A 22,500-nucleotide genomic window follows, 5' to 3' on the forward strand; every position below is an offset into this window, starting at 1 on the left:
GCCCAGCAGGGGTGGGAGTCTATCACATTTTTTAGAAGAGTATGCTTACTTTTCCATGGTAATTAGCATGGAGTTAAAGTCAGGCGTATATCAGGACCGATTTGACGTACATCATAGAATGAAAAGTATGGTGCATCAGACAGTTGCTGTAGACCAGGCAGCTGGCACAGACCGCGTGCAGCATCACCTAATAACATCGGTGCCATATATACGATCAGCTCATCTACCACGCTGGCCTGCAGAAGTGCACCGGCCAGTGATGCACCTGCCTCAACCCATAAGCTGCTTACCTGACGTTTACCCAAAAGAAGTAGTAGCTCCACTAGGTCAAGTTTTTCGCCGTGCGATGGTATGGCTATTTGTGTCACAGTCTCCGGCCAAGCCTGGTCATCAAACGCAGTACGCATCAACCAAGTTTCGCCTGGTTGAGTAATAATTTTATGTTGTGGTGTCACCCTATTCCGGGTATCTATAATCACTCGCCAAGGCTGGCGTAATGCTGTTTCGTCCAGCAGCGACTTTGTTTCACTATCTAGTTCATTCCAACGCACGGTCAGCGAGGGATCGTCCAAAAGAACAGTAGAACTGCTACTGAGTATAGCAGAACTTTGAGCACGAAGACGCTGTACATCGCGACGCGAGTCTTCTGAGGTAATCCACTGGCTTTCACCGCTGGCCATGGCGGTGCGGCCATCTAGTGACGCGCCAAGCTTAAGCTGGACCCAGGGAAAACCAGTACGCATCAACCTTATAAAACTGCGGTTCAGCATTTCTGCTTCACACATCATCATGCCATGACTAACTTCAATACCTGCCTGCTGTAACCGATAGAACCCACGTCCAGCAACCTGCGGATTAGGATCTTTCATCGCCGCTACAACACGGCTAATACCGGCAGCAATAAGTGCGTCGCAGCATGGCGGTGTTCTGCCATGATGGCTACAGGGCTCTAGTGTCACGTAGGCGGTCGAGCCATGTGCTTTGTAGCCCGCCATGTGTAATGCACGCACTTCAGCGTGCGGTTCACCTGCGCGCTGATGCCAGCCTTCACCAATCACATTGCCATCGTTCACGAGTACGCAACCTACATTAGGGTTAGGCATTGTGGTAAAACGACCGCGGCGCGCCAGCTCCATTGCTCTAGCCATATAGAATTCATCGGTCATGATTAATCCTATAACTTAAAGATCTTTTCACCAAAATTTTGCATATCTTCAAAGCTTCAATAGACCAAAACGAAGTTTATATAAGCACTCTTATCGAGTTTTTTGAATTTTTTCATCAATAGATTACAAGAATCTCGCTACGTATCTCCCTCTCTCCTCTCCGGTGGTTAGTCATTAGATGTTAATGTGTTAATAACTGCACCACTTTTGACCTCATCAGAGCTAACAGAAAGCTTTTCAATACCAGTGGGATTTTAGAGTAAAACTGGCAATAAAATGTATATCAAAAATAAGTTTTCCGTGTGATTAAAAGGCGTGAAGATTAAAGCAAATGGTGCCATATTATTGTTATAATGAGTAGTGATAATGTTGGTATTTTGAGAAACATCGGGAAAATTTGTATCTATAGGTAAGATGAGTGCTCAGTAATGAGCGGGCATGTTACTAACATGCCCTAGTTGAGGATGTAACTTTAAAATTACAATTCTACGTTCTAGCAAGCTAAGTTGTAGTCGAGCAATTTCTATCGAATTTAAGGGTAATTGATTATAACTTATAATAAGTTCTCGACCTTCATTTAAATATTTTTATAAAAAAATAGAGTGATCTATAAGATAGATTGTCCATGTATTACTTAAAATATGTTAAAACATAATAGAAGTTTGATCAGCTCCCTCTTTTTCTACTTTCTGAACTAGCATATGTTCACGCTTCATACCTAGTTTTATAGCTAGAGCGGAAGATACATAAATCGAAGAGACAGTCCCAATAAAAACTCCGATTAGCATCGTGAGTGAAAATCCTTTTAACATCGTACCTCCGAATATGTATAAAATTAAGATCATTACTATTGTAGTCAGAGAAGTAACCAAAGTGCGGCTTAGAATTTGAGTCAGCGATACATTAGTGATATCACGGGGAGAACCGATGTTTATTTTGCGAAAATTTTCACGAATACGGTCGAAAACCACGATTTTATCGTTAAGAGAATAACCAATCACCGACAGCAGAGATGCAACTATAGTCAAATCGATCTCAATGTGTGCTAATGATAAAACGCCACAAGTGATGATCACATCATGTGCTAATGCTAGCACAGTGCCAAGTGCTAGACGCCACTCAAACCGAAAACCTATATATAGCAAAATTGCAATAAGTGATGCTAGCAGCGCCATCGCCCCAGCCTGCGCTAAATCGCTGCCCACACCTGGACCAACGAATTCAATACGTTTTATTGTTGCATTTTGTCGGGCGGTCTGGTTTATAATAGTAACGATGTTGTTACTTAGCTCTTGACTCATCAGATTGTCCGTGGGAGCCATGCGCACAATCAAATCATGACTGCTGCCGAAGTTCTGCACAATAGGATCGAAATAACCTGCTTTTTCTAACTCGGTACGTAGCGTACCGATCTCGATAGGCTTCTTTAGGTGAATCTCAATCACTGTGCCACCTATAAAATCTTGACCCCAGTTGAAACGGCGCACAGAAATTATAACGATAGAAGCCAAGATCAAAAAACTGGAGATAATAAATGCCATCTTCTCCCAGTACATAAAGTTGATAACTTTACGTCCATAGTTAAGGTTTTTAATTTTATATTCTTGTGCCATAATGCACTCCTCAGATAGATAACTTCTGAATGCATTTACTGCCATATAATAAGTTCACGATAGCACGAGTCCCAACGATTGCAGTACACATAGAAGTGGCAATACCAATTAAAGTAGTAATCGCAAAGCCTTTAATGGAACCCGTACCAACTGTGTACAGGATAATGACCTTAATTAGGGTGGTAACGTTTGCATCTACAATACTACAGAAAGCGCCTTTGTAACCTTCGTGAATTGCCTTCTGTACGGAACGCCCGTTTCTTATCTCTTCCTTAATACGTTCGTTAATTAATACATTCGCATCCACCGCTACTGCTAACGTTAATAGTATACCTGCGATACCTGGCATGGTAAGTGTGGCACCGGGTATCAGTGACATAATGCCGATAATCAATATTAAATTACACAGCAGTGCGCTAGTCGCAATCAGACCAAACTTTTTATAGCGTACCACCATAAACAAAATCGAGGCGATCAACCCCCATAAACAAGCTTCAAGACCTTGCTTAATATTTTGTGTGCCCATAGTTGGGCCGATGATGCGCTCTTCCACAATCCGAATCGGAGCAATTAGTGCGCCCGCGCGTAGTAACATCGAAAGCTGACGAGCTTCATTCAGATTATTGATCCCGGTAATACGGAAGCTATTGCTAAAGCGAGACTGGATATTGGCAATATTAATCACTTTTTCATGTTTTACTAGTACCGTACGACCATTAGTATCTTTCTTACCAATATCTCTATATTCTACGAACAAAGTCGCTATCAATTTGCCGATATTGTGCTCGGTAAAATTAGACATAATTTTACCGCCCTTGCTATCTAGCATGATATTTACCTGGGGCTGATTATAATCATCAATGCTGTAAGTGGAATCTGTAATATGGTCACCGCTTAGGATTACATGTTTATAAAGTACGACCTGCTGCCCTTCTTGCGTCTTTTTCACTTCTGAATCGTTTGGTACGTTGCCATTGGAGACAGATGTAGGATCAATACCAGTGTTTACTAAAAGGAACTCCAGTGTTGCGGTTGCACCGAGAATCTCTTTGGCTCTTGCAGTATCTTGAATACCTGGTAGTTCTACTACGATGCGATCATAGCCCTGACGTTGTACCAAAGGTTCTGCGACTCCGAGTTGGTTAACGCGGTTACGAAGGATATTGATGTTCTGCTCAATAGCATATTCACGCACTTCACTAAGATGCAAGTCATGGTGCAGAGGGCTATCGCTATTCTGCTTCTGTAATTTATCTAGCATAGTGTCTATATCTACTTCCATCAGAAAATGCACTCCGCCGCGTAGATCAAGACCGAGTTTCATTGGCTCAGCTGATAGCATTCTGAGCCAGTGTGGTGTAGTGGGAGCGAGGTTGAGTGCAACAACATACTCTTTGCCCAATTTATTCATTATCGCTTCACGAGCGCGCAGCTGCACATCTATATTAGCAAAGCGTGCCAGAATGGTTCCATTCTCCAGAATGAGGGATTTGCTCTGGATATTCTCTTGTTTTAATATATTATGAATCTGATCTAACGTTTGATCACTGGCGCTACCACCGCGTGCGCCGGTGATCTGAACAGCCAGGTCCTCACTATACAGGTTAGGAAGTGCGTAAAGTAAGCCGAAGAAAATCACAATGACTAACATCACATACTTCCACAAAGGATAATGATTTAACAAACTAGCTTCCTTAAGAGATTAAAAAATCACAGCGCTTTCATCGTACCTTTCGGCAAGACTGCAGCCACGAAATCACGTTTAATAACTACTTCAGTAGTTTCGTTTAGCTCTAAAGCTAGATAGTCGGTTTCAGCTACTTTCGTTACACGACCTACTAAACCACCGTTCGTAAGTACTTCGTCACCTTTTGAGATGGAATCCATCATTTTTTTGTGCTCTTTTGCACGTTTCTGTTGCGGACGCAATATTATGAAATAAAAAATCAGCCCAAATACGACCAGCATGATTATTAAAGAATACGGACTTCCCTGAGACGGCGTGCCTGAGACTGCAGCGGCGTCAGAAATGAAAAATCTCATTTAATTTCCCTCAGTAATAATGATTTTATTAAATACTTCATATCGGAACTTCTTTACACTTCCTTCGGTAAAATTCACTGATAAAGCTCTCCAATTTATTCTCCTCAATAGCTTGGCGTAAACTTATCATCAGTCTCTGATAATAACGAAGGTTATGAATAGTATTTAGACGAAGGCCGAGTATCTCGTTACAACGATCAAGATGATGTAAGTAGGCACGGCTGTAATTGCAACAAGTATTACAATCACAATCCGCATCTAGCGATGAAGTATCATTTTTGTGTTTTACGTTACGAATTTTTACTACGCCGTCGGTGACGAACAGATGACCATTGCGCGCGTTGCGCGTTGGCATTACGCAGTCAAACATATCGATACCGCGACGTACACCTTCGACTAGATCTTCTGGCTTACCGACGCCCATCAAGTAACGGGGTTTATCCTGTGGAATCTGTGGACAAATATGTTCAAGAATACGATACATATCCTCTTTCGGTTCACCTACGGCCAAGCCGCCCACAGCATACCCGTCAAACCCAATCTCTATTAGAACTTTAATCGAGATATCACGTAGATCTTCATAAATAGATCCTTGAATAATGCCAAACAAAGCGTTTTGATTACCTAAACTATCAAAAGAGTTACGACTACGTTTCGCCCAGCGTAATGACATTTCCATAGATCGTTTCGCGTAATCCCATTCTATCGGATAAGGGGGACATTCATCAAAGACCATCACGATGTCTGAGCCTAGATCAAACTGGATTTCCATAGTTTTCTCGGGATCAAGGAAAATTCGCTCACCGTTTATTGGGTTTCGAAAGTGCACACCTGCTTCAGTAATTTTGCAGATATTCCCAAGGCTAAAAACCTGGAAGCCGCCTGAATCAGTCAGGATTGGCCCTGTCCACTGCATAAATTCATGCAGAGTACCATGCATTTTAATAATTTTCTGGCCGGGACGCAGCCAAAGATGAAAAGTATTACTGAGAACAATTTGAGCTCCTGTATCCTTTACTTCTTCTGGCGTCATACCTTTAATTGTACCGTAGGTACCGACCGGCATAAATGCCGGAGTTTCAACCACACCTCGATCAAAAATTAGACGTCCGCGACGTGCACGACCATCTATATTATCACATTCAAATTTCACAGATCCTCCATCAGAGAAAAAATCTAGTACGATGGATTAAAATAAGTAATCTACAGCATAGCTATAAACCGGACGTCGTCAGTCTCTCACTTTTTCTTGCGGAGCATGCGGATTTTTAGTAATAAACATAGCGTCCCCATAGCTGAAGAAGCGATACGACTCGATAATGGCAGCCCGATAGGCTGCCATTGTGTGCTGATAGCCGGCGAATGCCGATACCAACATAATTAAAGTAGATTGCGGTAGATGGAAATTAGTAATTAAAGCATCTATAATTTGATACTCATAGCCAGGATAAATAAAGAGCTGCGTATTATCGAAGAATGGTGCAATTAAAGCCTCTTTACTCGCATGTGCGGCACTCTCTAGAGAACGTACAGAAGTAGTGCCCACTGCGACAACTCTGTTACGGCGTGCTTTACACGCTAGTACAGCATCGACTACCCTCTGTGACACTTCAGTATATTCAGAGTGCATCACATGCTCTTTAATACTGTTGACACGTACTGCCTGGAAAGTACCTGCACCTACATGGAGAGTAAGGAACACCATTTCAATGCCTTTTTCTTCCAGTGCTGCCAACAGAGTATCGTCAAAATGGAGACCAGCGGTTGGCGCTGCCACAGCACCTGGATTCGTGCTATAGACAGTCTGGTAAAGCTCACGGTCGACCTCTTCATCGGGACGACAAATATAAGGTGGTAGAGGAATATGGCCGATATTATTAAGGATATCTAGCACGGAGCGATCGTCTTCAAAAACTATCTCAAATAGTAGGTTATGACGAGCTACCATGATAGCATTTACACTTTCATCGTCGCCTAGGAGCAGTGGTGTACCAGGCTTCAGCGATTTGGAAGCTCGGACATGAGCCATCACACGCTTCCCATCCAGCATACGTTCTACCAGAATTTCAATTTTACCTCCACTAGCCTTACGGCCGTAGACACGCGCCGGGATTACTCGTGTATCATTAAATACCAGTAAATCACCAGCATCTAATTTATCCAGTAAATCAGTAAAAACTCCGTGCTTCAGCTGCCCGTTTAATCCGTCCAGGGAAAGTAAGCAACAACTGCTGCGTTGCGACTTCGGATAATGGGCGATTAAAGATTCTGGTAATTTAAAAGCAAAATCAGCAACACGCATAGCCAATTTTTTTACTCATGTAAAAAAGGAGAGGGGTAATAGTTTAGCGAAAAAGTAGCCTATGTTGAATAAATACCTACGTATCCTCCATACTCCTGGCTATTATAAAGGTCTTTGTTACATAACATGCTAATCTAATTTTTTTAGAACAACATAAGCATAACACTAGTGATCGACTACCTTGGAAAGATTCAGGTACTACATCTAGTGCAACATCCTAAAGCATAAACAGTATCTCCGATATTACGTCCGTCATTCCACATTAGACTCTGAATATGGTTCAAACTGTCTATCTTCTTAAGATGTCAGTGTATCACTTTAGCACTTTTCTGAATATTAACCATTAAGTAGCATAAATATTCGCTTTATCAGTAATCACACTGCTTATCGACACTGTTTAGGACTTTTTTTTAAGAACAAATTTTTAATATGTGCTACAATAAGTAAAAAATTATTCCTTGAGCACGAATAGAATATGACTACACAAATGTGTACGAAAACTATTTTTAATAGAGAAACTCGTAAAGTAAAAGGGCAATCCTGCTCCGCTCCATATAGAGCGGAATGTTTATATTCCAAAAATCAATCGATCAGAGAAGCCTATATTATCCTCGGGTATAAGATTAACAGGACTTAAAACATTTGTACCTGATCTTTAGGGTTTATCCTGCGGTGATATATATCTCTTTAATGTGACTATAGGAGAATAAAACATTGTTTTAAACAACGTTGTATTTTACTACAACCATACCTTGTGTAAAAAAACTGCCGTTGCTGATAGAAAATCATGAAGAAAAAGGACTAGCTGTTACGATTGATGATAATCACTTTCCTTAAAATTATTTATTGAATAATAGAGTGAATTAGACGATCTACGTAGAGATTACAAAGAGATTACAAATGAGTTGTAACCTGCTTGCGTCCTTTAATGCGATCGACAACCGCAGCTATTAGCATCATTATCATTGCAGGTGGTAACCAGGCAAGTCCCCGATTTGCCAAAGGTAAATGCTGACTAAATACTGGCAATATATCCTTAAAACTAGTAGTTTTGACTCCGTCAATCACCCCAAAAATCAAGCTAACTATCATCGTAGGCGCAATCAGACGGCTACTCTTATTCCACCATCTTAAAGTAAAACTCAACATAATCAGTACAATGCATGGAGGGTAGATTGCTGTTAGCACCGGAATTGAAATTTGAATTAGATGGTTCAGACCGAGGTTTGACACCACCATAGAGAAAATACTTAGAATAAAGACTAGTGATTTATACGATAAGGGCACATGTTGTGCAAAAAATTCTGCACAGGCACAAGTTAGACCCACTGCCGTTACTACACAAGCGAAGAAGATTAGTGCCGCAAGGAAGAAGCTCCCCATACTTCCAAAGGTCCACTGGACGTAAGCGTGTAAAATAGCTGCACCGTTTGCGCTCTGTGCCACCAGCGCGCTACTGCCGTTACCTAGCTTAAATAGACTGAGATAAACTAGCGTCAAACCGACTCCAGCAATTAAACCCGCCAGTATAGTGTAACGCGTTAACAGTTTAATGCTTTCCACGCCGCGTAACCGTGCTGCATTAACGATAACTATGCCAAAGACCAACGCACCGAGGGTATCCATAGTAAGATAACCGTTAACAAAACCGTTAGAGAAGGCTGCGCGCTGATAATCAGCCGTTGCAATCGGAATAGTCCCCGCTGGACAAAACAGTGCCGCGATTCCCAGAACTGCTAGAGCAGCAACTTTTAGAGGTCCAAGAAAGTGACCAACAGTATCCAATAAATTGCCAGGATAAAGGGATATGCTCACTACCACTGCAAAATATACAAGACTGTAAAAAAACAATGGCAGTGTGCCGTCGCCAATCAAAGGGACGATACCCACTTCAAAAGACATAGTAGCAGTACGCGGCGTGGCAAATAGAGGCCCGACTACTATATAACAGACAGTCGCTAGAAATAAACTAGAGGATTTACCAATGAGCGAGCCGAGAAGTGCGTCAATTCCCCCACCAACGCGCGCTAGTGCAATAATGGTTATGACCGGTAGACCAACGGCACTGAGTAAGAATCCAACAGCAGCCGTCCAGATGTATTCACCTGACTGAATCCCGACCATTGGTGGGAAAATAATATTCCCAGCGCCAACGAATAGGGCAAAAGTCATAAAGCCCAGCGCGAGGATATCCTTAGAAGTTAAATGATGCTTCATACCACTGTGTTGCCTGTTACAAATGTTGCAGTGAAAGTTAGGTTTTCGATGTAAAAACCATTATTTAACAAAATTTTACTACAAATATCGGAGAAGTATACTTTTAGATTAGATATACTTCTGGTGATGAAATCCGTTTCTTCATAAATAATCATGATGTGAAACTGTCGTAATTAGACAGTTTCTAACGAAAAAAGGCAATACAGAATCAGAAAAGAGTGATCTTTTTTTGTAAGCAAATAAAAATTAGCTAAAAATCTTTAACACAAATCATAAAATGCTATTTTTATATATCTACATGCATGATTTTACGATATTAGCCGCGATACCTGACTAGCAAGGATCTCAGGAAAGGAAAATCGTGAAACTTATATAGCTGTAGCTCTAGATAATTTTAGCTAGAGAGAGCAAATTAAGAATTTCGTCAACTATATTAACTTCGTAATGAGCAGTATCGCGATAGAGTGAACGCTCTTACTAAGAATGTTTCTCATTTCTTCTGCAATAGGGATGACCAGTCAAAGTAAAACTCTACTCCTCTTTCGGCTGACCTTCTAGACGTTGGGATAGAACACGAGATGGAGCACTAAGCCAGATAGCCTACTACTTTTCACGCATACAACGACTAACGACGATTATGTTCAGCCAGTACCATACCACCGCCTGTATGCAATTACCGTATCAAGCGCGGGGGTTGCCTTCGAATCCTTCGTCAAAAACAATCTGCGGAATACTGCACTGTGTGATGCATTTCAAATGAAAATGAGTATTACTAAAGACTTAGGTAAATACATACTGGGGCAAGTTCTTAGCCGTGGTAACCCATATATATCACTATAAGAGGTCAAATCTTGATTATCTTAACTAGAATTTAGAAAATTACAAATACTCTACAAATACTAAATTAATTTTGCACGAATTAACCGTGCATATTTTGCAAAGAATAAGGTTAGATAACAATGGCAAATGTGCGTAACTGGTGGATTTTACTTGATTATTCAGATGTTCGTCTAGTTATGAGCTGTGTAGAGCGATGCCACAAGTCTTATTGTTCTACTATCTATTAGTTTCATCCAATGTGATATTTTGCTACTCTAATTAGCTGAAACATTAGAATTCACGTCTAAAAGTATTTTTTTAAAAAATTTTATTAAAGAGAAAAAAATGCTACAGAAAGAAGTTGGTTTTATTGGTGGCGGTAATATGGCCAATGCGATTATTGGGGGGCTGGTAAAAAGTAGCTACATTGCACCAAAGAATATCTGGGTTTTTGACCACAAGCCAGAAATTAACCAATTACTAGTAGACAAGTATGGCGTCAATGCAGTTAATAACGCTAACGCACTTGCGTGCAAGGTCGATATCCTTTTTGGTACAGTAAAACCCAATGTGATACTAAAAGTGCTAAAAGACTTAGCACATCAGCTGAAAAAAGATGTATTGGTTGTGTCAATTGCTGCCGGTATTACACTCGACTCGTTGACTACAGTATTAGGCCATAATCGCAAGATTATGCGTGTAATGACTAATATAGCAGTACTAGTCAACGAAGGCATGTCTTCATTAACACCAAACGCTCTGGTTAAGCAACCGGAAATTGACCAAATAGTGGCAATGTTTGAAAGCTTTGGTAAAGCAGCGGTAGTAAATGAAAGTCTCATTCATTCTGTAGTAGGCGTGAGTGGTTCAGCACCTGCTTACGTCTTTATACTGATCGAAGCCATGGCAGATGCCGCTGTGCTTGGCGGTATGCCACGCGCACAAGCTTACCAATTTGCCGCACAGTCGGTAAAAGGCTCCGCCCAGATGATATTGGAAACCTGTAAACATCCTGGCGAGCTAAAAGATATAATCTGCTCACCAGGTGGAACTACTATTGAAGCAGTAAAAGTCCTTGAAGAGAAATGCTTTCGTGGAGCTGTGATTGAAGCTATGATGCAGTGCATGGCCAAATCTGAAGCTATAGTAAAAATGCACAGATGAACTTCTCATAAAAGATCCATTTTTTTAGCAAAACATTATACCTGTTACTAGATTTCTACCATATTCATTATTAGAATTTTCTCTATAATCATTTACTGCTATTGCATTAGCATCAATATATTAAGGAATGGATAAATAGTGAAGAATTCATAACCGTAAATGGCAAAGAGTAACTTAAAAATAAGTACACATGATCTGCTATATCTCTAGGGGTCTTTTATCACGTATAATCAAAAGTCGTGCTCTGTAATCTGTAAATAGACAACTTTACTTTTGAGTTAATAGGCTGAAAACTTAAGTAAATATGCTAAGGCAACACCGTAATAATGATTTATTACTTTGATTTTTTCTCTTTGTTATTATCGTAATATTATTCGGTAACATGCATCTACTTATAAAAATAAGTATAATAAAAACATAATGTTAAGTCTTATGCAGAACATAAAGTTAATTATTTCCCATATTTAAAAATTTACACAAGTACGAATTTAGAATAATATACTAGGCACTATAACTAAAGCGAATATTACAAAAATGAGAGTGCGCTTTACACAGTAGTAAAGTTTACGGTTATATTTTTTCAAATTCTGACCAGTAGTGTGTATGACATAAATATATTTAAAAATGCGGTTGATAAAGCCGGTACGATCGTTTTCATCGTTTGGCGCAGCTGCTGCTGCCATCAGCCAACTGCCTACCCAATGATTAATTAACTGAGCCCAATGCCATTTCATAGGACGTTCAATATCACAAAATAAAATAATTCGTGTTTGGTTGCTCTTGTTTTGCGCCCAGTGTACATAAGTTTCGTCAAAAATTACAGCTTCACCGTCGCGCCAGCTGTAGCGCTGATTATCCACTTCGATAAAGCAGCGATCGTCATTGGGTGTTTGCAGTCCTAGATGATAACGAATAGATCCCGCATAGGGATCGCGATGTTTACCTAAATGGCTACCTGCAGGCAATTCAGCGAACATTGCCGCCTTCACTGAAGGGATACGATTAACTAGATTAGTAGTGATCGGACAAAGCTCTTGTGCAGAGGGATACGCACTACCATACCATTTTAGATAAAAACGTTTCCATCCACGTTTAAAGAATGTATTAAAGCCGGCATCGTTATTACGCTGTGCTGCTTTAATATGATCCTGTAAACGTATTGCCTCCTCGCGAATTACGTGCCAATTATCGGTAAGCTGTTGTAGCTCAGGAAAATCCTTTACTGGGAAATATGGTTGGTTGCCTGGCAAGCTTGAAAAGCTGACCATAAACATATTGATAGGTGCCATAAACGTTGAGTGATCAAAAAGTTGTCGCGACAATGATTGTTTTTCAACGCCACGAGAATGAGCATAAACAACGCTAAGAATAAAAATGCTGACAATAATTGTAGCCACCATACATCGGGCTCCTTATGTTGACATAAAACGTTCCTATCACAGGGAGAACAATGAGATAGAAAAAATTCAATATTCATTGAAAAATTTTAATAATTTTTTAGCAGAAACTCATTCATCAATCAATAAAGTATCAATTTTGACACGAGATCAATAAAACGGTAAAATTTTGCGCAAATTTGCAACGGCGATCGCACTACCTTGCATGACAACAAAAAAGGTCACTAGTTGATTGAATAACCGTAGCAGAGAACCGTCTATGTTGATATCCCTATGGCTAACTACACCACTACTAACATTAGTAGTTTGAATTTTGTTGCAACCCCTATGCCTAGTTTTTCTTCTGAAATGTATCACCGCCCGGGTTGATAATGTTGAACAGTAAGTATATTTACTTACACCAGATAAAAAAACACTTAGAGAGCATATTCATACTAGAGAATATCCTATAATGTATTGTTAATAATCATCTGTAGTGGCAATGGTCCTTAAATTCTCTACCGATACACCGACACCAGAATCCATTTTCCTCATTATTTAAAATAGGGTGTGAAACGATAGAAGATTTCCTCTAAAAGGGAAACCTTGACATAGGCTCCGTGTTAGAGGAAATTTTTCTTAAATGCATTTTTTAAGAAAAGATCTTTTAAATCTTAATATTATAAATAAGAGCCTCTTTGGACAAAGAGGCTTGTTTTGAATTATTTGCGTTGTGAACCATATGAAAGTAAAGTATTCCTAATATTGCAGCGTAACTATTATGCAATGAGTCGTAACGCTGAGATATCTGATGGCTATACCTTTAATTTTTTTTCAAATTTTATATTATCTTAAGTGATCTAGCTAAGAGCGTTCTTCTCTTGATAGGAGAAACATATAACACTGGTCAGGTAAAATCTGTTCCGATTGTAATGAGATCAATTCATAATTAGGTGAATTGATCCCAACAGCTCCACTAATGAAAATACCTTAACTACACAACTAAAAAATCATCTAGCCCTTTAGAGCTATACACCATCTATCAAATAGGCAGTAAAAGCCAATAGCAGCATAGTAACATAATTTTTATTTTTCCGGTAGATACTAATGAAGATCACTCTTTTCGTATAATTAAAAAAATACACATCATCCGGCTGTATCCACTGTTGCATTTTGCTGAAAATGCAACGACGTTTCCCTCAACTGGCAACAGGCTAAATCAATTATTCAAAATATAATTGAGGGTTATGTCAGTATGGAGCACACGTGAAACCGGACAACTTAGTTTTGCTTTTTGGATTATTTCATCAAATTTGACTTTGTCAACGCCTGGCAAGTTAATGGTGCTGTTTAGCGCAACTTTAGTAATAGCAAATCCTTCACTTTTTTTATCCAGCGACACTTCAGCAGTAGTATCAATACTTTCAGGCTTATACCCTGCCTTACCAAGCATTAGTGACAACGCCATCGAGAAACAGGCAGCATGAGCAGCACCTATTAGTTCTTCCGGATTGGTACCCTTAACTCCTTCAAAACGTGTATCAAAACCGTAAGCAGTCTGGCTTAGTACACAGCTTTCAGTGCTGACAGTACCTTTGCCTTTAATATCTCCTTCCCAGCGCGCCGATCCTTTTCTATAAATGGTCATTTTTTATTAACTTCTTTTAGTCGAGAATCAAGTTAGTATAGACGGTTCAACTAATGGTACAAGAACATATTGCTTTTACACCGTTACACGATGTAGTTTCTACCCAAGGTTTCGTGAGTGTTATGTTATAGGTAATGAATTTGATAGCATTTGATATCAGTATAATACATATCACGTTCTCAACCAGTTAGAGTGAATAATTATTCAAAACCGTATTCACTATATTTTTACAATATAACTCATTATTATATACATTTATTTTTAATATCCATACTCTGTAATTCTTATCACAAGAAGAGTGATAGGTAGACTCCTCCATATTGCAGGCCTATTGAAGATCTTGTAACGTCTTAAAAAATAAGATATATTATCACTAATATTAATGCTTTCAATTATCTAAGTATCTTTAAATGAAAAATAAATTTAAGTTAATTTAATATGAACTTTGAGAAGTTTATACTGTAAGTTACTAAAAATCTTGTAGTTGCTCTAATTTTTAATCAGGGCAACTACAAGACAAGGCGCTGAAATAAAATATAGCAAAGTGATTTTTCTTCTTTTTTTTATATTATAAAAAATACGCTCAGTAATCTTGAATGAGGATCAGGGTAAAGAAGGGCTAGAAAGATAAAATAATTTTTTTATATGTAGTATCTTTTTTATATAAAAGACAATATTATTACTTCTTAATAATAAGTTCTATTGCAGAACTTATTACATATTTAATGGTGAAACACACATCGATTATGGAATATATATTCCATAGTATATAATATATATAGTTATCCCATAACTAGATAGTACATCTATACCTGCTTTTATATTAAAAATATTCATAAAAAGTAATTTTATGTAAAGTGATGAACGAAAGTTCATTCAGTTACCCTTTACCTAAAACCAAGCAATCAAGCTATAAGAAAGATAAAAACCTGATATTAATCCTACATTTTTATCATTAATATGATATTCTAAAAATTAGAATAATCTATCATTTAATTCATATTGAATGACTTATTTTGATTAAAAACCTATTATAATTTAATTATTCACCAAATATCATATTGTATATATGAAAGATAATATTTATATTTAAAATATTATTTAACTATAAACAAATATAGTAAATGATATTTACTTATTTAAAATAACCGACCTATACTAATGAATAATAGCCAATCCATTACATTAGAAAAATTATTTCTTACAAAGAGACAAGCATGTTGATTTTTATCCTAGGAGTAAAATTAATCCTAATTAAGGTAGTTAACTGCTAAAATTAATTAATATAGGTATATGGTATATTCTAATTAGTGAGGTTCCACTTTATACCTCCATAGAATTATTTATGGCACAATTATTTTAATGAGCTTTCTTTTATATTATATTAAAAGTATAGGAATTTATCTATTAGAATACTACTCTAAACTGATAACGGCAAGCATTCTTAATTTTTTGTTAAAAAAATTTATTCAAAAGTGAATGAATTACATGGGAACAATTTTAGTAATGTGTTTTAGAAAAAACCTTTTATACTAAAGCAAGAATAAATATTGATTGATGCCGGAAGCAGGAGTTGAACCTACGACCTTCGCATTACGAATGCGCTGCTCTACCAATTGAGCTATACCGGCGTTTTGATAGAAACTATAAAGAACATCTAATTTAGTAACATGCTAAATTAAAACATATTTATCATCCTACTGTATTACACACAGTCCTAATAGAGTATGTAACACAGCTATTTTACACTTTAGTGCTAGTACGTACACTACTTCCACACCTAATTACGGTGCAGTACCGTACCTAAGAAAGATCTCCAATCCAACATCTACTTTAAAATGATATTTGTAGCATTATCTTAATATTTAAGACCACCAACATGGAGAATCTTTCATACAACAAGTGATAAAGCTGAAAAATAGGTATTAAGCACTACATTGGAACCATAATCACCGCTCATAGTTGCTGGTATTACCTGCTAAATTATCACGTTAATTAAATAGATCATCAAGATACGCTCAGAGAGCATAGCTATACTGTTATGCGCTTTAATTTTACTCCTTATAGGAGCTGTCCTTTTGTATATATACCTTAAAAATTAGGGCAATTGGCGCTTAATCCTAGTAATTACTAACAGGTAACCAAACGATCCAGCTCTCATTATACCATAATGAACAACCTTAATAAAATAGGGAAATATATTGCTTATATGGATAAAAATATAAAGCAAAAGAATAATTTTACTACATAGGTCCCTATTAAATAAGCACTTTAACTTAAAAATACTCTTTAAAAGAGATAACACAGAACTGTAATACTCCTTTAAGTCTTTTCTTTTAAAAAAAACTTAAGATATACTGCACTACCTATCACTATTATACTAAGAGCTCTTACATCCGTCCTTAAAAAGCAGGATAAAGAGTTTTATTTAGAACAGGTATAGACAGAAAGCAAATCTAGTTATGCTTGATGTTCAATAGCAACAGGCATGAAATTTAGTAGTTCAAAGAAACCTGTGACCTAGTATCATCTCCAAGCGTAAATCCTTTAACAGTACTTTTAGAGTGATATAAAATTACGTAGTTTTATATTTCCCTCACTGATATACAATTACCAACTCGGTTAAGCCGTTAAGTAGACGGATTCCAGTAGAACTACTCAGTAACGCCACACTAGTTCTACATAAAGTTTCATTAATTAATAATAACCTAATGTGATAACCCAGTACTAGGTAATATTAAATGTTTTACGTAGTAACCACAAACTTGATTCAAGAGTACCCAAAATTAGGTAGTTTCAGACAGTAATAATACATAGTTGTTTAATTTCAATGAAGAAGTATAATTCAGAACATATCTTCTTCCATTCAAAAGAAATTATACCGCTAGAGTAACTAGCTAACATTACTTGTAGGTTGCAACGACGCATTATGTTACTTTACATAGTAGCCGTTAAATTTTATGCAACTGTAAGCGATGTGATATTTCTCTCTACAGAGATTTCATATAAATCTTCAGATTGGATTCAACTTCAAGCCTTACACGAGATTATTACTAGCATAATTTAAATTAATATCAACTAAATCCTAATACCTACGGCGATGGTACGATGGAATAAGTTATTTCGCAACTCAGAACGTCGCTCCTAAAGCTTGTCATAGGCTGATTAGTGTGAAATTTGCACCCAGTTGTAATTGTTCAATTGGGTGCTGGTTCTGGTTACCTAATATAATAATAGTACGTACATAAATTATTTAGTTGTAAGATAGTAAATAATTTAAAGTTGTTTGCCCCATGCTTCAACCCAAGGTGAAGAGATCAACTCCGGTTCAGGATCCTCTACAACATCTAAGAGCAGTATGTTGCCGATACGCTGAGCACGTTGCTGCTGCAATAGCGCATCAAAAGTCTTGCCCGCTCCACAGAAGTTGGAGTAGCTGCTGTCGCCTAGTGCTATGACGCCGTAACGTAAATTGAGCTGATAGTCAATCTTACCTTTTACATCCTGATAAAGCCTAGCGATGGTATCAGGAAAATCACCCTGACCCGTAGTGGACGTAATCACTAAGGCTACATCGCTGACGTAGTCCTGCCATTGATCTAACGTTGGATCATCGAATACCGCAACTTCATGCCCTTGCCTCTGTAGAATTAGCTGCGCCTCTTCTGCTACCAACAATGCATTGCCATATACTGTGCCCACAAAAATGCCAATTTTTTCCATTTTATCTGCCTTTTAAACTGAAATTCTATTATTGACTATCGCTTCAGTATACCCAAACACTGCAGCAGCAACCGCTGCTAGAAAGCGGAGTTTGCTGGGTTCTAATTTTTAGTCCTGGTGCAAATATCTGGCAGATTGCCAATGAATGGATGTCTATCAATGCTAAGACCCTAAAGGGCACGATCAAAAGCTCTATGCCACAATATTTCACCGTGCCAGTGATACTTACGCCAGTGAATGAAAAAACCGTGGTCAAATCGATACAGTTATTTTCCTCCAACCTAACCTTATTTATAATAAATAATATGAATTCACTGTGCTTGCTAGTGATGTATGCTATTCGTGCGCTACTGTGTAAATAGACGCCTAAATGCATTATATAATACCCATTAGATAAAACTAGTTGAGGTCAGGGTAATCAAGGTGCTATAGAACTGTAAAAATTTTCTAATTAATTTAGTCGCGCATGACGTACATTACAATTTTTTCATTACGAGCTAATTCGGCTCTTGTTAAACCAGCTATTAGTCTTAATAAATAAGCTCTAGTATGGGACGAAGATCTTCAAAATTATACGAAAGAAAGTTATTATATAGGATGGCGACATGGCTCTGGGTGGTAGGTTATAAACGAGCCTCCTTTAAAAAATTTTGAATAATAGATTTAGATTTAGATTTAGATTGTAGTGCTGCTCCAGCAAAAAAAAGCCGCTTCTAACCACCGTAGCGTACTCATTAACTAGAGGCTCCACCAGGCGAAGGTACGCATTAATAAAAACTTTTTACAACCCCTGTAAAAATAGTAAGGGATGAACCATATTCCTACAATTAGGAACAAACTGCACGATAAGGGTATTATACTCGGGACACAAAAAGAAGACACACAATTAAAATAATGTCACGAGTTCTCCTGTGACTTTCTTGCTACGCAGCTGCTCTCTACTCTTCCTGTCTCCTCTCCTGTCCAGTTTTTCCTATATGTCATATAAAAAAAATGATAATTACTTTAGAATGCGGTGCTGAGGATAGGCACGTACCATGTATGATCTTCACTCTTATTGTGAAGAGATACCTATCACTTCTTTTTTTGAAATATATATTAAGGGCGGTGGGGTCACAATTGATAAAGATATTAGAGTACGGAACACCATAAAGCATCTAGCTAGACTAGTCTTTTCAGATAAAATGCTGAATAATAATATTTATTCAGATAATCAATTCACGTGAAAGTGTTTATTATCTATCGCATAATCATTTTCTCACTTCTGATTACAGTACACGTATAAAATTTGTCTCAAAGGAAACCGCTATTATGCCCTTACATGAAAACAATCAATTGCTGAGCAACCTTACTTTGGGGAAAAAAATAACTTCTTATCATAATAAATACAACCCTAGCCTGCTGCAAGCAGTACAGCGCAGCCTAGGCCGTACGTCGCTGGACTTTACGTTAGACTTACTTCCCTTTTTTACAGGCGCGGATATCTGGACTCTTTACGAACTCTCCTGGCTCAATAGTAAAGGGGTACCGCAGATTGCGGTAGGTGAAGTGGTACTAGAGGCCACTAGTGAATACTTTATTGAGTCAAAGAGCTTTAAGCTTTATCTAAATAGCTTTAACCAGACATGTTTTGATAACTGGAGCAAAGTCCGTAAAATTCTGGAACGTGATTTAAGCACTTGTGCACAGGATAAAGTCAGAGTAACTCTGTTTCACTTAAGCGAAGTGGAAAATCAGCATATTTGCAAATTTAGCGGCTCCTGTATCGACGAACAGGATCTTACGATTACTGACTATAACTTAAAATCACGGTATCTCGCCGATGCTGTAGCAGAACTCGAGATAGTTGAGGAAACGCTATTCAGCAATCTGTTAAAATCTAATTGTCCAATTACCCAGCAGCCTGACTGGGGTTCAGTGATGATCCACTACAAAGGTATGCGCATCAATCGTGAGGCGCTGCTGCGATATCTGGTTTCCTTCCGTCTACATAATGAATTTCATGAACAGTGCGTAGAGCGTATCTTTACTGATGTGCTTCACTTCTGCCAACCGGAATACCTCACGGTTTATGCACGTTACACACGACGTGGTGGTCTGGATATCAATCCATGGCGTAGTAATAGCAATGTTCCTTTTACCCCAGGGTTGTCGCGGTTAGCACGTCAGTAACTTTTTAAAATCTTCTTACAACTTATATGTTAGAGGTTTTTTAAATGTCACCTTGGTTGAAAAGTTATTACAATAGATTAATCCTATCTAATACCATTATATCAAAAAAACTTTTGAGCATTTGTGCATATTAGCACAGTATTTCATCTTTACGGATTAGTATCGTCGACATAACGAAAAATCTAGTTTACCTGTCGGGTATTATAATGAATCCGTAGAACTATAAATAGGTGCTCCCCATGATCTCTATTGGACCGTTAGAGAAAGTTAACTCCTTATATATGCTTAACTATTTTATCGTCCACATATATGATAAAATAACACGCAAATATTATCATCAAACCAGCATTAACAATCCGTTCGTTGCAGGGAAAAGCCTAATAAAAAAGTTATATTCTAAGAAGTTATATTCTAAGAAAAGAAAACATCCTGGCAAAGCTGGTGGTAGTAGTGCCCACAGATTTAAATGTTAAATTTAGCATTTTTGTCAAATCTATATAGGCTGTACTTTATGCGGCATCTATTGAATTGACATATTTCAGAATTTAGCGTCTCATTTGAATAAATCCATGAGTACCTAACGCGAATAGCTTCAACATATTTTTTACTGCTAAAACAAGCGTGGCTGATGGTCAGTTAGAGTATAATAAATTACTCCATACATACATTTATTTTTTTGTCTAAAAAACACTATGTAATAAATTACAGTGGGAATTTTAGCCTATCAATTCTAGTGCATTCATCCGGAAAAAATAAGTGCAATTTATTGTCATATTTTACATCAAAAAAACTTAAAGTTACATCAGGTTTATTTCTTGCAAAGAGTGTCTTAAAAAAATAAAAATATACAAATTATGAATAATAATTTATTGAGGATTTACCGTGAAGGAACGTAGTACTGAGTTGGTGGACGGTTTCCGCCATACCGTTCCCTATATCAATGCCCATCGGGATAAAACTTTTGTTATTATGTTGAGTGGCGAGGCCATTGAACACGAGAATTTTTCTAGTATTATTAATGATATCGGCCTATTACACAGCCTAAGTATTCGTCTGGTAGTAGTTTACGGCGCACGCCCACAAATCGATGCCATCCTAGCTGATCATGGGCTTGATCGAAGATATCATAAATATACTCGCGTTACCAACGCGCAGTCTTTAGAGCTGGTAAAACAAGCAGCAGGTAGACTACAGCTTGATATTACAGCGCGTCTTTCAATGAGCCTTAATAATACCCCACTGCAGGGCGCCCATATCAACGTCGTCAGTGGCAACTTTGTTATCGCGCAGCCGCTTGGTGTAGATGACGGCGTTGATTATTGCCACAGCGGGCGCATTCGCCGTATTGACGAAGGTGCAATCCATCAGCAACTGGATAATAATATGATTATTCTGCTAGGTCCGGTGGCGGTTTCTGTAACTGGTGAGAGTTTTAATCTGACATCAGAAGAGGTGGCGACCCAGATTGCAATTAAGCTAAAAGCGGAAAAAATGATTGGCTTTTGCTCTGAGCAAGGTGTTATTCGCCACGACGGCACAATTATTTCTGAGTTGTTTCCTAAGGAAGCACAGGCTTACATAGAGGAAATGGAAAACAACATCGACTCCCTGACCGCCACAGTGCGCTTCTTGCGTGGTGCTGTAAAAGCATGCCGCCACGGCGTACGCCGTAGCCATCTCATCAGCTATCGGGAGGATGGTACGTTACTACAGGAGCTCTTTTCGCGCGACGGTATTGGTACGCAAATTGTAATGGAATCAAGTGAACAAATCCGCCGCGCTACCATAAACGATATTGGTGGTATACTAGAGTTGATTCGTCCATTAGAGCGGCAAGGAATTCTGGTCCGCCGGTCGCGTGAGCAACTGGAGATGGAAATTGATAAGTTCACCATTATTATACGTGATAATCTTACCATAGCTTGTGCTGCACTTTATCCTTTTACGGATGAGAAAATTGGTGAGATGGCCTGCGTAGCGGTTCACCCTGACTATCGTAACTCGTCGCACGGTGATATACTTCTGCAGCGCATCGTGCTACAGGCACGTAGAATGGGATTAAAGAAGCTCTTCGTGCTAACAACACGTAGCATCCACTGGTTTCAGGAGCGTGGATTTACGCCGGTAGACATCGAGTTACTGCCGGAAAGTAAAAAGAAAATGTACAACTATCAACGTCGCTCCAAAATATTAATGACTGAGCTAGTTTAATGTAAAAAAAACTCTGAAATTTAAAGGATTAAATTTGCTGTAGCTA

13 protein-coding genes and 1 tRNA gene are annotated in these 22,500 nt (G+C 38.3%); 3 read left to right on the plus strand and 11 right to left on the minus strand.

Features of this window, described 5'->3' with window-relative positions:
- Nucleotides 1-62 precede the first annotated feature (62 nt).
- The 7 genes from ribD to brnQ form a co-directional block, all read right to left on the minus strand.
- On the minus strand, nt 63-1,166 hold the full coding sequence (gene ribD, locus FD729_RS01200; RefSeq protein WP_159931470.1) for a bifunctional diaminohydroxyphosphoribosylaminopyrimidine deaminase/5-amino-6-(5-phosphoribosylamino)uracil reductase RibD: 1,104 nt from the start codon (nt 1,164-1,166) through the stop codon (nt 63-65).
- Nucleotides 1,167-1,810: 644 nt separating this feature from the next.
- Nucleotides 1,811-2,779 (minus strand): protein translocase subunit SecF, encoded by a 969-nt coding sequence (gene secF / locus FD729_RS01205; protein WP_159931471.1) that lies wholly within the window; start codon nt 2,777-2,779, stop codon nt 1,811-1,813.
- A 10-nt stretch (nt 2,780-2,789) separates the two neighbouring features.
- On the minus strand, nt 2,790-4,463 hold the full coding sequence (gene secD / locus FD729_RS01210) for a protein translocase subunit SecD (protein ID WP_159931472.1): 1,674 nt from the start codon (nt 4,461-4,463) through the stop codon (nt 2,790-2,792).
- A 26-nt stretch (nt 4,464-4,489) separates the two neighbouring features.
- Complete coding sequence (yajC, locus tag FD729_RS01215) at nt 4,490-4,822, minus strand: preprotein translocase subunit YajC (protein ID WP_159931473.1); 333 nt, start codon at nt 4,820-4,822, stop codon at nt 4,490-4,492.
- 37 nt (nt 4,823-4,859) lie between these two features.
- Entirely contained in the window at nt 4,860-5,975 is a 1,116-nt protein-coding gene (tgt, locus tag FD729_RS01220) for a tRNA guanosine(34) transglycosylase Tgt (protein WP_159931474.1), read from the minus strand.
- 78 nt (nt 5,976-6,053) lie between these two features.
- On the minus strand, nt 6,054-7,124 hold the full coding sequence (gene queA / locus FD729_RS01225; protein WP_159931606.1) for a tRNA preQ1(34) S-adenosylmethionine ribosyltransferase-isomerase QueA: 1,071 nt from the start codon (nt 7,122-7,124) through the stop codon (nt 6,054-6,056).
- An 894-nt stretch (nt 7,125-8,018) separates the two neighbouring features.
- On the minus strand, nt 8,019-9,341 hold the full coding sequence (gene brnQ, locus FD729_RS01230; protein ID WP_159931475.1) for a branched-chain amino acid transport system II carrier protein: 1,323 nt from the start codon (nt 9,339-9,341) through the stop codon (nt 8,019-8,021).
- A 1,164-nt stretch (nt 9,342-10,505) separates the two neighbouring features.
- Between brnQ and proC the strand changes: the two genes are divergently transcribed.
- A complete protein-coding gene (proC, locus tag FD729_RS01235) occupies nt 10,506-11,324 on the plus strand; it encodes a pyrroline-5-carboxylate reductase (protein ID WP_159931476.1) in 819 nt (272 codons plus the stop codon).
- A gap of 488 nt (nt 11,325-11,812) precedes the next feature.
- Here proC and lpxO read toward each other — a convergent pair whose 3' ends face one another.
- The 4 genes from lpxO to FD729_RS01255 all read right to left on the minus strand — a co-directional run bounded on the left by lpxO (nt 11,813) and on the right by FD729_RS01255 (nt 18,071).
- The gene (lpxO, locus tag FD729_RS01240; RefSeq protein ID WP_159931477.1) at nt 11,813-12,724 is read right to left on the minus strand and encodes a lipid A hydroxylase LpxO; all 912 of its coding nucleotides are present in this window, start codon (nt 12,722-12,724) and stop codon (nt 11,813-11,815) included.
- 1,195 nt (nt 12,725-13,919) lie between these two features.
- Nucleotides 13,920-14,348, minus strand: coding sequence for an OsmC family protein (locus tag FD729_RS01245; RefSeq protein ID WP_159931478.1), 429 nt, complete (start codon nt 14,346-14,348; stop codon nt 13,920-13,922).
- A gap of 1,558 nt (nt 14,349-15,906) precedes the next feature.
- Nucleotides 15,907-15,979: transfer RNA gene (locus FD729_RS01250), tRNA-Thr, on the minus strand.
- A 1,645-nt stretch (nt 15,980-17,624) separates the two neighbouring features.
- A complete protein-coding gene (locus tag FD729_RS01255) occupies nt 17,625-18,071 on the minus strand; it encodes a flavodoxin (protein WP_159931479.1) in 447 nt (148 codons plus the stop codon).
- 1,311 nt (nt 18,072-19,382) lie between these two features.
- On the opposite strand from FD729_RS01255, the gene queF reads away from it, so the two are divergent.
- Complete coding sequence (gene queF, locus FD729_RS01260; RefSeq protein WP_159931480.1) at nt 19,383-20,243, plus strand: NADPH-dependent 7-cyano-7-deazaguanine reductase QueF; 861 nt, start codon at nt 19,383-19,385, stop codon at nt 20,241-20,243.
- 882 nt (nt 20,244-21,125) lie between these two features.
- Nucleotides 21,126-22,454: an amino-acid N-acetyltransferase gene (argA, locus tag FD729_RS01265; protein ID WP_159931481.1), complete on the plus strand. Its 1,329-nt coding sequence runs from the start codon at nt 21,126-21,128 to the stop codon at nt 22,452-22,454.
- The last annotated feature ends 46 nt before the right edge of the window (nt 22,455-22,500 follow it).

This window comes from Pantoea sp. Nvir (genome assembly GCF_009829915.1).
Classification (GTDB): Bacteria; Pseudomonadota; Gammaproteobacteria; order Enterobacterales; family Enterobacteriaceae; genus Pantoea.